Below are 12,819 nucleotides of genomic sequence, written 5' to 3' on the forward strand. Positions count from 1 at the left end.
AGGCTATTTTTTTTACCAAATAACCCTAAACCAACAAACTTTAACTTATATTTGCAGATTAAATACACTTGTATTTATTCATACAATTGACAGACATAGAAGATGAAGAAAATAAGAAATTTTTGCATTATTGCGCATATTGACCACGGTAAAAGTACTTTGGCTGATAGACTTTTGGCTGCAACACAAACCGTAACGGCTCGTGAAGAAAAGGCGCAATTATTAGACAATATGGATTTAGAGCGTGAACGTGGTATCACAATCAAAAGTCACGCGATCCAAATGGAGTACAAATACAAAGGAGAAGATTATATATTAAATCTTATAGATACCCCAGGACACGTAGATTTCTCATATGAAGTTTCTCGTTCTATTGCAGCTTGTGAAGGAGCTTTACTTATTGTAGATGCTGCGCAAAGTATACAAGCACAAACTATTTCAAATTTATATTTAGCTTTAGAGAACGACTTGGAAATCATACCTGTTTTAAATAAAGTTGATTTACCTAGTGCCAATCCAGAAGAAGTAAGTGATGATATCATTGACTTATTAGGTTGTGATTTGGAAGATATTATCCACGCTTCTGGTAAAACAGGCTTTGGTGTTGATAAAATTTTAGAAGCGATTATTGAAAAAATACCTGCTCCAAAAGGAGATCCAAACGAACCACTTCAAGCTTTGATTTTCGATTCACACTACAATCCTTTTAGAGGTATTGAGGTAATTTTCCGTGTTATCAATGGTGAAATTACCAAAGGTCAGAAAATTAAATTCATGGCTACTGGTAAAGAATATTTCGCAGACGAAGTAGGAACTTTAAAATTAAACCAAGTTCCTAAACAAAAAATATCAAGTGGTGATGTTGGCTACTTAGTTTCGGGTATTAAAGAAGCTAAAGAGGTAAAAGTGGGTGACACTATTACAGATGCTAAAAATCCAACTACCAATATGATTACAGGTTTCGAAAACGTGAAACCAATGGTATTTGCAGGGATTTATCCAGTAGACACGGAAGACTTTGAAGACTTACGTGCTTCAATGGAAAAGTTACAACTTAACGATGCCTCATTAGTTTTTGCGCCAGAAAGCTCTGCTGCATTAGGATTTGGTTTCCGTTGTGGTTTCTTAGGTATGTTGCACTTGGAAATTATTCAAGAGCGTTTAGAACGTGAATTTGATATGACGGTTATTACTACGGTACCCAACGTGTCATATTTAGCTTATACTAAAAAAGAACCGGATACTGCGATTATTGTAAATAACCCATCAGATTTACCAGAACCTTCAAAGTTAGACAGAGTAGAAGAACCTTTTATTAAGGCAACCATCATTACAAAATCCGATTTCGTCGGAAACGTAATGAGTTTATGTATTGAAAAAAGAGGTGTTATCACCAATCAAACCTATTTAACTCCAGAGCGAGTTGAATTAAATTTTGACATGCCATTAGCAGAGATTGTTTTCGACTTTTACGATCGTTTAAAAACAGTTTCAAAAGGATATGCTTCTTTTGATTATCATCCTATTGGTATGCGTCAGTCAAAACTTGTTAAGTTAGACGTTCTGTTAAATGCGAATCAAGTAGATGCTTTATCGGCGTTAATTCATGAAGACAATGCATATTACATCGGTAAGAAAATGTGCGAAAAACTTCGTGAGTTAATACCAAGACAACAGTTTGATATTCCAATCCAGGCAGCAGTCGGTGCTAAAATTATTTCTCGTGAAACGATAAAAGCATTGCGTAAAGACGTAACCGCAAAATGTTATGGAGGTGATATTTCTCGTAAACGTAAACTTTTAGAAAAACAGAAGAAAGGTAAAAAGAGAATGCGCCAAGTAGGAAACGTTGAAATTCCTCAAGAAGCATTCATGGCAGTATTAAAACTGAACGATTAATATTTTTACAAAAAACATACAAAATGGTTAAGATTGAGTAAATCTTAACCATTTTTATTTTAACACCTTAAAAGTCAAATATATTCACTAATTTTAATAGGCTATTAATCACCTCATTTTGAATGAAATTCATAGTCAAAATATTAGTATTTCTTTTGCCGTTTTTTACCTTTTCGCAAAGTATAACTGTAGACCCCAACTATAGCGCAAATGAACTTGTCGAATTAGTACTTAACAACTCTTGCCTTGAAGTAACTAATACCACTATGTCAGCCAGCCAATCAGTAGCCTACTTCAATCAAAATGGCACCACTTTCCCAATTACGGAAGGCATTATCATTCGAAACGGAAATACAATATTCACGCAAGGTCAATACACGGGAGCCAATTTAAGCTCCACAATAAGCACTAGTAGCGACACATATCTACAAAACCTAAGTAACACGAGTAGCGGGCAAACTACTCCAATTGTAGATGTAGCCTTTTTAGAATTTGATTTTATTCCAACTTCCAACTCGTTCAGTTTCGATTTCTTATTTGCTTCAAACGAGTACGGTCAATTTCAGTGTATTTCAAATGATATTTTTGCATTTGCTTTAACCGATTTAAACACTAGTATAACCACTAATCTTGCTGTAATACCCGGAACAAACAATCCTGTCTCGGTAAAAAACATTAGAAATGCAGCATACAACTCAAATTGTAATTCAACGAATCCAGGACTTTTTAGTATCTATAACCCTAACAATCCTGCAGCCTCAACATTAAACATGCGTGGACATACTGTTGTTATGACCGCAGCATCACAAGTTACACCAAATACACCATATAGAATACGACTATCCATAGCCGACTATGGAGATTCCGATTACGATTCTGCAGTTTTCATAGCGGCAGGAAGTTTTGTAACCGATTTTGATTTAGGATCCAATCAATCTATTTGTAACGGTGATTCATTTTTATTAGATACAGGATTAGACAACACGTACACTATAGAATGGCAATTAAACGGAAGCACCATTCCTAATGAGACTTCACCAACTTATACCGTAACACAATCTGGAATTTATCATGTAATTATTGACAAAGGCACTTGCCATATTGAAGACACTATCACATTTGACCCATTAGTTACAAATTCACCTGACAATCTTTATGCCTGTGATAATGGAACACCATTTTCAAGTTTCAATTTAACTTTAAACAATGAAAATCAATTAGGCATAAACAACAGTAACTACAATGTCCAATATTTTGAAAATCTATCGGATATTCCAAATAATCCTATTACAGGAGATTTAACCGATTATCTTAGTCCTGGAGGTACCATCTATATCAAACTATACAATACCATCACCAACAACTTTTGTGATGCCGTATACCAATTTAGTTTAATTATTACAGCCCCTATAACTCCCGGAACCAACATCATTGGAGAAATATGCGAAAATGACTCAACTCCCTACGATTTAACACAACACGAAGCTGCCGCAATTAATGGACAAACAGGAAACTATACCATTTCCTACCACAACACCCAAAGCGATGCACAAAATGACAGCAACCCCATTAATCCAAACGTTATAATTACAGGAACTGGGACGGCAACATATTGGATACGTATTGAGAACGAATTAAACCCTAATTGTTTCAGCACAACCAATGTTGTCATTACAATTAATCCGGCACCTATTGTTGACACACTCGATTTAATAGTAGAGTGTAACAATACCACATTACCCGCAATAAACAATGGAACCTATTACTCAGGACCAAATGCCACAGGAACCCAATATAATAATGGTGACTTTATAGATGAAGGAGGCGTTTACTACATTCATACTGGACCAGATACCAATGGATGTACCAATGAGTCTAGCTTTGAGATCTATTTGGTGGATGAATATTATCCTGCAAACAATCATTGTGGCGAATTTATAGTACCAACCCCTACTCACAACATAGGAGCATTTTATACAGAAGCTGGAGGACCAAACGGAAATGGAACCCTTATTCCTGCAGGAACAACATACACCAATAACACACAAGCAACCGTAATCGAAACTATCTACTTTTACGCAGAAGTAGACGGAATTGTATGTAGAGACGAACCCATTGACATTTACATACATGGCATTCCATTGATAGATACGCTAAACGATGTAACTTACTGTAATAGTTATACATTACCAAGTTTAACCAACGGGAGTTATTATTCGCAATCAGGAGGAAACGGAACAGTCTTAAACCCAGGCGATATCATTAGTGTAAACGGACCTAATTACCCCGGGACTTATTACATATACAATCAACTTGCTCATACAAGTTCGAATGGTTCTCCCGGTTTCTGTCCGAATGAAACTGAATTTCAAGTCAACTTAGTAAATACTTCATTTTTTGTACCACTGGAATCCTGTGGCAGCTACATGTTACCACCTATTGCTTACGGCGGATACTTTGATCAACCAATGGGACAAGGCAATTCAATTGACCCTACAATTCCGATAACAACTTCGCAAATTGTTTACTATTATACTAACACTACTGAAACGCCTAACTGTACCAACAATTTAAATTATAATATTACGATAACACCCTTGCCGCTAGTTGACGAAATCGAAAGCAACAACTATTGCGGGGAATACATTTTACCGGCATTAACTAATGGTAATTATTACATGCTACCTGGAGGCCCTACAGCTCCAAACCAAACACCATTATATGCTAATCAGGTAATTGATTTATCTGGAACATCACTAAATCCTGGAACATATTATGTTTACAATGGACCTGACAGCAACGGATGTTCAAACGAGTGGGCCTTCACCATCACAATTACCGCCTTACCACCAACCGATCCCGTTATCGATCGTATAGAGTGTAATCCGTATAGTTTACCTACACCAACAAACGGAACATATTACACTGAACTAGGAGGCCCAAATGGATCAGGAACAATTGTGGATTCTACAGAAGTTTTTAATGCCGACAACACCTTTTACATTTACAATTTTGACCCTATCACAAACTGTGAAGCAGACATCCGATTTACAGTTTTTTACAACGGTATAAACTTACCCGATTATCCAGATATTACTATTTGTGATAGTGAAAATTACGCCTTACCACCATTAACCCATACACCACCTTCTCCAACGAATTCTTATACTATCAACTACTATATTGATACTGATAATGACAACATTGGAGACACCATTATTCCAAGCGGCACTATTTTTAACACTCCTGGCACTACAACGGTATACGTATATGCACAGAATCAAGGTCGTTTCGGAATTATTTGCAACGAAGAAGATACATTTATTATAACTGTATCTGAAACACCTATTGTCCCCGATTACACTGTATACAACAACACATCATATTGCGGTAGTTTTACATTACCAACACTACCTACAGTCAACTACGACCTAAATTATTATTCACAACCAGGAGGAAATACAGCGGACATCATAAATCCATCCGATTACATCTATTCAGTAAACGCTGGCTCAACTCCTCAAACTTTTCAGGTTTGGTTATATGGTTCAGCAACAAACAATAGTAACTGTAACAATGAAGAACACTTTCAATTTACCATATATCCAAAACGTGAATTTTCAATAGAAGGAGGCATCATCTGTGTTGACCCTATCACTCAAATTGCAGAACAACCAATATTACTTTCCTCCGGTTTAAATCCATTTAATCATACTGTTGAATGGTATTTAAACGGAGCTTTAGTTGGCACAGGATCAAATTATTTAGCATACAATGCAGGAACTTATACTGTAGTTCCAATAAAAACCACACCTGAAAACGCACCTGATTGTGAATATGTCCCAACAACCGTTAGTGTAGAACAGTCAAGCACAGCAGTCGCATCGGTTAGTATTTCATCTCCTTTCGAAAATTATGCAATTGTTACTGTTAATATTGACATAGGATTCGGAATTTACAATTATCAATTGGACAACCAGCCATTTCAAACCGACAATGTATTTTATGATGTTGGTTCTGGCGATCACACAATAACGGTACGTGATGTATTTGGCAATTGTGGCGACATCTTACTAAACGCAACGATTATCAAATATCCTAAATATTTTACCCCAAATGCAGACAACACAAATGACACATGGAACATTTGGGATTTACGAGATGAACATCCAGATGCCATAATTTCAATTTTCGATCGTTATGGAAAATTAATCACACAAGTCCAACCTAAAGGCAATGGATGGGACGGAACTTACAATGGTGAGAAATTACCTTCAACCGATTATTGGTTTGTAGTTGACTACAGCTACTATGGAGAAGAACGTCAATTTAAAGCACATTTTTCCTTAAAACGCTAACTATAAAGCGTATTGCTTCTCATAGGTTTTTATTAACATTAACAGTCCTGCACTTTTAAGCTGTTTTCAAAAAAAGTAATTTTACAAAATGTATGCACTTGTAGATTGTAATAATTTTTATGTTTCGTGTGAGCGCGTTTTTCAGCCTCAGCTTATCGGAAAACCCGTAGTGGTTTTATCCAATAATGACGGTTGTGTCATATCGCGTAGTGAAGAAGCCAAAGCAATAGGAATTCCTATGGGAGCTCCTGAATTTAAATTCCGTGACATGTTGCAACAGCACAACGTAAGCGTTTTCTCTTCAAACTATAGCCTTTATGGCGATTTGAGTGGGCGGGTAATGCGTATACTAGAAAATTTCACACCACACGTAGAAGTTTATAGTATTGATGAAGCCTTTTTAAATTTTAAAGGTCAAAATATTCCCGATTATAACGATTACGGCGCACAAATAAGAAAACGAATCTTAAAATGGATTGGCATACCAGTCTGTGTAGGTATTGCACCAACGAAAGCCTTATCTAAAATTGCCAATAGAATTGCTAAAAAGTTTTTTGACCACACAAAAGGCACACATGTAATCGACACCGAAGAAAAGCGTATAAAAGCATTAAAATGGACTAAAATTGAAGATGTCTGGGGAATTGGACGTAGGCTATCTAAAAAAATGAAAGCCCAACAAATTCTAAATGCATATGATTTTACATTAGAACACAATAAAGCCTATATAAAAAAAGAAATGGGAGTTGTTGGACTACGTCTAATTTGTGAACTTCAAGGTTTACCCGTGATGGAACAAGAAGAAACAAAACCCAAAAAAAACATTGCCGTAACGAGAAGTTTTGAAAAGAGCATATCACAATTTGACGAACTTAAAGAACGCGTATCAACCTTTGCTTCAGTTTGTGCAGAAAAACTTAGAAAACAACAATCCTGTTGTTACACACTTATTCTTTTCATACAAAAGGATCGATTTCAAGACGCAAAGTATCATTTTCAAACGATACACACATTACCTTATGCAAGCAATTCTAGTATCACACTAAGCAACCTTGCTATTAAAATGCTCGATGATATCTATCAGGAAGGTGGAGTCTATAAAAAGGCTGGAGTTATTGTTTCACAAATAATTCCAGAGGAACAAAAACAATTGCAACTCTTTGATGAAGAAAACCCAAAACATCAACTTTTGATGAAAGTAATCGACAACTATCACGCCAAAATAGGTGAACGAAAAATTCGATTGGGCAATCAAGATTTACAGCGCACGTGGAAAATGAAACAAAACCATTTGTCCAAACGCTACACAACCTGCATTAATGAATTAATGGAAGTAAAATGTTAAGACCTAAAAACAAATTAGATTTTTTTAAACCTGATTTTGAATCAGAAATCAAAGTTTCGTTTATCGACCAAGGCATAAAGGCCGGATTTCCATCACCTGCAGCAGATTTTGAAGAAACCAAAGTAAGCCTAGATCGTTTATTAGTTAAAAATAAAGAAACAACATTTTATGCTAAAGCAAACGGTAATTCAATGATTGGAGCGGCTATTAACGATGGCGACATCTTGGTTATAGATCGCAGTCTTGAGCCAAATGACGGAAAAATTGCAGTTTGTTTCATTGACGGAGAGTTTACGGTAAAACGCATCAAAAAAGAAAAAAACTCCATTTCACTTGTTCCTGAAAACGAAAGTTACGAACCTATAATCGTAACAGAAGAAAACGACTTGATTATTTGGGGTATCGTAACACATGTTATAAAGAAACTATAACCAAAAACCCAGCAATAAAAAATAACGAAAATAATATAAAATTAAAAAGCCGAACAAATGTTCGGCTTTTTATTGTGCGGGTGAAAGGACTCGAACCTTCACACCTTGCGGCACCAGATCCTAAGTCTGGCGTGTCTACCAATTTCACCACACCCGCGTGTGTTTGTAATTGTGGTGCAAATATAGGTATTTGTATTATATTTCCAAATACTTTTTAAAAAAATACACATAAAAAAAGCCTTTCTTTTCAGAAAGGCTTTTTACTATACTATAAAACAATAATTATGCTTCGAATGCTTCGATAGAAACATACGATTTATTGTCTTTTTTCTTTTGAAATTTAACAATCCCATCAACTTTTGCATGTAAAGTATGATCTTTACCCATGTAAACGTTTTCACCTGGATTGTGTTTTGAACCTCTTTGTCTAACAATGATGTTACCTGCGATAGCAGCTTGTCCACCATAAATCTTAACACCTAAACGTTTCGATTCTGATTCTCTACCATTCTTAGAACTACCGACACCTTTCTTGTGAGCCATGACGTTATAAGTTTTTTAAGTTAATATTAAAATTAAACAGCTTTACCACCGTTTAATTCATCTTGTAATTTTTGTAATTCATCCCATTTACCATCTGCAGCTAATTGTGCTTGTTGCGCCCAAGTAGTTGGATCTAAATGTTGAACTTTAGCTTCTGCAGCATCTAAAATCTCTTTTACTTTTGCAGCATCTGTTGAAGCTAATTTAGCGAAAGTATCAACTCCAGCAGCTACTAATACTTCAGCAGCTTTAGGACCTATTCCTTCAATTTTTTTTAAATCATCACCTTTTGCTTTTGAAGCAGCAGCTTTCTTAGGAGCAGCAGCTTTTTTAGGAGCACCTGAACCTACGATACCTTCAATGATAATTTGAGTCAAAGCTTGTCTATGACCATTTTTCTTTTTGTAACCTTTTCTTCTTTTCTTTTTGAAAACGATTACTTTGTCACCTTTAAGGTGTCTTAAAACTGTAGCTTCTACAGAAGCTCCTTCTATAGCTGGGGCGCCTAAAGTTACTGTACCATTATCGTCTAATAAAAGAACTTTATCAAAAGAAACTTTGTTTCCTTCTTCTTCTCCTAAACGGTGCACGTAAACTTTTTGGTCTTTGCTTACTTTAAATTGTTGCCCTGCTATCTCTACGATTGCATACATACGAATATGAATTTAGTTAATTTTTCAAGTCTGCAAATATACAACTATTTATTTATCAAGCAATAACTATTCTACTAAAATTTAAGAACTTAAATATTTTACAGAAAACACACCTTATATATGTAACAAAATTAAGAACTTGCGACATATTTCATTCAAAAACAATTAATATTAACTTATGAAAAAATCTTTAATGGCTTTGGGCACTGCACTTATCTTAGGCGGAACCGCTTCAGCTCAAAAAGTAACATTTGAAGAATATGATTTAGACAATGGACTACACGTTGTACTTCATCAGGACAATTCTGCACCAGTAGTAATCACTTCGGTAATGTACCACGTAGGTGCTAAAGACGAGCAACCAGATAGAACTGGTTTTGCACACTTTTTTGAACACCTTTTATTTGAAGGAACAAAAAATATTGAGCGCGGAGAATGGTTTAAGTTGGTATCATCAAATGGTGGCCAAAATAACGCAAACACTACAGACGACAGAACTTACTACTACGAAGTATTTCCTTCAAATAACCTTGAGTTAGCGTTATGGATGGAATCGGAACGTTTAATGCACCCAGTTATCAATCAAATTGGTGTTGACACTCAAAATGAAGTAGTAAAGGAAGAAAAAAGACTACGTAGCGACAATCAACCTTACGGAAACTTAATTAAAGCTGTGAAGCAAAACATGTTCAAAGTTCACCCTTACCGCTGGACAACTATCGGTGAAATGGAACACTTAGATGCCGCTACACTTGAGGAATTCCAAGCTTTCAACAAAAAATTCTACATTCCTAACAATGCTGTTTTAGTAGTTGCTGGACAGTTTGAAAAAGCAGATGCAAAAAAATGGATTAAAGAATACTTTGGATCTATCCAAAAAGGAACTCCTGTAACGCGTCAAAAATATGAAGAAGCTCCTATTACAGAAAGCTTCAAAGCAACTTGGGAAGACCCAAACATCCAAATCCCAATGATGGTAACTTGCTACAGAACGCCATCAATGAAAACACGTGATGCTAGAGTTTTGGATATGATTTCTTCTTACTTATCAGATGGAAAAAGCTCTAAACTATATAAAAAGCTAGTTGACGATCAAAAAATGGCTTTACAAATTGGAGCTTTCAATTATAGCCAAGAGGACTACGGAATGTATTTAATTTACGGATTGCCGATGGGCCAAACTACTTCTGAAACTTTAGTAAGCGAGATTGATACTGAAATTGCAAAACTTCAAAATGAATTAATTTCTGAAAAAGATTACCAAAAGTTACAAAATAAATTTGAGAATCAATACGTAAACAGCAATGCTAGCGTAGAAGGTATCGCTGACAACTTAGCTACCTATTATTTATTATACGGCGACATCAATTTAATCAACACTGAAATTGAAATTTACCGCTCAATTACAAGAGAAGAAATTAAAGAAGTTGCAAACAAATATCTAAAACCAAACCAAAGAATGGTTTTAGACTATATTCCTGCTAAAGAAAAAACTCAAAACTAAGATTATTCGATGAAAAAAATAGTATATATAGCAGCCTGTTTATTACTAACAATAACAATGCAAGCACAAGATAGAAAGCAACCTCAACCAGGACCATCGCCTACGGTAAACATCAACAAACCTGAAAGCTTTACTTTAAAAAATGGTTTAAAAGTTTTGATTGTTGAAAATCATAAATTACCACGTGTATCGTACACGCTTACATTAGACAATGCACCATACGCAGAAGGAAACAAAAAAGGAGTTTCTGAAATTTTGAGTGCAATGATTGGTAACGGTACCGTAAACACCCCTAAAGACGCGTTTAACGAAGAAATTGACTTCTTAGGAGCGCGCATGAACTTTTGGGATTCTGGAGCTTCAGCTAGCGGTTTATCAAGATACTCTGGTCGTTTATTAGAATTAATGGCAGACGGAGCTTTAAATCCAGTTTTCACTCAAGAAGAATTTGAAAAAGAAATCGAAAAAGCTCTTGAAGGTTTAAAAAGTGAGGAGAAAAACGTAAAAGCTATCGCTGGTAGAGTTGAAAACTTACTTACTTTTGGTAAAGATCACTATATTGGTGAGTACACTAGCGAAGAGACTTTAAAAAACATCAGTTTGGCTGACGTTAAATCAAACTACAACACTTATTTTGTACCATCAAACGCATACCTAGTAATCGTTGGAGATGTTGATTATAAAGCTACAAAAAAAGCTGTTGAAAAATTATTTGGGAAATGGAAAAAAGAAACAGCGCCAGCTTTATCATATTCAAACCCAATAGATGTACAATACAGTCAAATTAACTTTATTGATGTTCCAAACGCAGTACAATCAGAAGTATCTGTTGTAAATCTTTCAAACTTAAAAATGACTGACAAGGAGTACTTTGCTACTATTTTAGCAAATCAAATTCTTGGTGGTGGTGGTGAAGGAAGATTATTCTTAAACTTACGTGAAGCACACGGATGGACTTACGGTTCTTACTCTTCAATTAGAGCAAACAAATACATTGGTAAATTCAGATCTACAGCTGCTGTTCGTAACACCGTTACAGATAGTGCAATTGTTGAAATTTTCAACGAGTTAAAGAGAATCAGAACCGACTTAGTTTCTCCTGAAGAATTACGTAACGCAAAAGCAAAATACGTAGGTAACTTTGTAATGCAAATTGAAAAACCTGCTACTGTAGCAAGCTATGCTTTACAAACCAAAACACAAAATTTACCAGATGATTTCTACGAAAACTACATTAAAAACATCAATGCAGTTACAGCAGAAGACATCAGAAACGCAGCACAAAAATATTTCTTAGCAGACCACTCAAGAGTTGTTGTTGTTGGAAAAGCAGCTGATGTTTTACCTGGTTTAGAAAAAATGAGCAAAAGAGAAAAATTACCTATTTTCTACTTTGATAAATTTGGTAACCCAACAGAAAAACCAGTTGTTAAAAAAGATGTTCCTGCAGGTGTAACAGCTCAAACTGTATTGAACAAATACATCAATGCTATTGGTGGAGAAAAAGCGGTTAAAGCAGTTAAAACAATTTATGTTATCGCTTCTGGAACTGTTCAGGGTATGACTTTAGAATTACACCAAAAATTTGCCGATAAAAAAATGTCTGTTGAAACAAAAGTTATGGGTAATGTGGTGTCAAAACAAGTTGTTAATGAAAAAGGTGCTTATGCAACACAACAAGGTCAAAGAAAAGACTTTACAGGTGACGATTTAGCACAAATACAAGAGATGGCAGGTACTTTTAAAGAATTAAAACTTTTAGGAAACAATGATGTTACTTTAAAGGGTATTGAAACAATAAAAGATGCTGATGCATATGCAGTAGTTTCTGGAGACACTACTCTATACTATGATGTAAAATCTGGATATAAAGTTGCTGAATCTGTAGAATTAGAGCAAATGGGACAAAAAATGACACAAACAACATACTTTGAAGATTACAAAGATGTAAAAGGTCTAAAATTCCCTTATAAAACAATAATGAATGTTGGTATCGAAATCGAGTTAACTACTTCTGAAGTAAAAATCAACGAAGGTGTTACAGCTGCAGATTTTCAATAATCAAAAATCACATTAATAAAAAAGC

Annotated in this window: 8 protein-coding genes and 1 tRNA gene; 6 read left to right on the top strand and 3 right to left on the bottom strand. The window is 35.2% G+C overall.

Going from position 1 to position 12,819, the window contains the following annotated elements; genetic code table 11:
• Positions 1–102: 102 nt before the first annotated feature.
• From lepA to ACFS5J_RS08120, 4 genes are all read left to right on the top strand, one after another.
• Positions 103–1,899, top strand: a complete 1,797-nt coding sequence (lepA, locus tag ACFS5J_RS08105) for a translation elongation factor 4 (RefSeq protein WP_379811591.1) — start codon at positions 103–105, stop codon at positions 1,897–1,899.
• Positions 1,900–2,021: 122 nt separating this feature from the next.
• Positions 2,022–6,257, top strand: a complete 4,236-nt coding sequence (locus tag ACFS5J_RS08110; protein ID WP_379811592.1) for a T9SS type B sorting domain-containing protein — start codon at positions 2,022–2,024, stop codon at positions 6,255–6,257.
• An 88-nt stretch (positions 6,258–6,345) separates the two neighbouring features.
• Positions 6,346–7,602 (top strand): Y-family DNA polymerase, encoded by a 1,257-nt coding sequence (locus ACFS5J_RS08115; RefSeq protein ID WP_379811593.1) that lies wholly within the window; start codon positions 6,346–6,348, stop codon positions 7,600–7,602.
• Positions 7,596–8,033 (top strand): LexA family protein, encoded by a 438-nt coding sequence (locus ACFS5J_RS08120; RefSeq protein WP_379811594.1) that lies wholly within the window; start codon positions 7,596–7,598, stop codon positions 8,031–8,033. The genes ACFS5J_RS08115 and ACFS5J_RS08120 overlap by 7 nt, the downstream gene beginning before the upstream one ends.
• Positions 8,034–8,108: 75 nt before the next feature.
• Here the strand turns inward: ACFS5J_RS08120 and ACFS5J_RS08125 are convergent.
• From ACFS5J_RS08125 to rplU, 3 genes are all read right to left on the bottom strand, one after another.
• Positions 8,109–8,190 (bottom strand) — tRNA-Leu (locus ACFS5J_RS08125).
• Between the two features lie 125 nt (positions 8,191–8,315).
• Positions 8,316–8,576: a 50S ribosomal protein L27 gene (gene rpmA / locus ACFS5J_RS08130; RefSeq protein WP_379811595.1), complete on the bottom strand. Its 261-nt coding sequence runs from the start codon at positions 8,574–8,576 to the stop codon at positions 8,316–8,318.
• A gap of 32 nt (positions 8,577–8,608) precedes the next feature.
• A complete protein-coding gene (rplU, locus tag ACFS5J_RS08135) occupies positions 8,609–9,229 on the bottom strand; it encodes a 50S ribosomal protein L21 (RefSeq protein WP_379811596.1) in 621 nt (206 codons plus the stop codon).
• Between the two features lie 178 nt (positions 9,230–9,407).
• Between rplU and ACFS5J_RS08140 the strand changes: the two genes are divergently transcribed.
• On the top strand, positions 9,408–10,733 hold the full coding sequence (locus ACFS5J_RS08140; RefSeq protein ID WP_379811597.1) for a M16 family metallopeptidase: 1,326 nt from the start codon (positions 9,408–9,410) through the stop codon (positions 10,731–10,733).
• A gap of 9 nt (positions 10,734–10,742) precedes the next feature.
• Complete coding sequence (locus ACFS5J_RS08145; RefSeq protein WP_379811599.1) at positions 10,743–12,794, top strand: M16 family metallopeptidase; 2,052 nt, start codon at positions 10,743–10,745, stop codon at positions 12,792–12,794.
• The last annotated feature ends 25 nt before the right edge of the window (positions 12,795–12,819 follow it).

This window comes from Flavobacterium chuncheonense (assembly GCF_042686145.1).
GTDB classification, from domain to species: Bacteria; Bacteroidota; Bacteroidia; order Flavobacteriales; family Flavobacteriaceae; genus Flavobacterium; species Flavobacterium chuncheonense.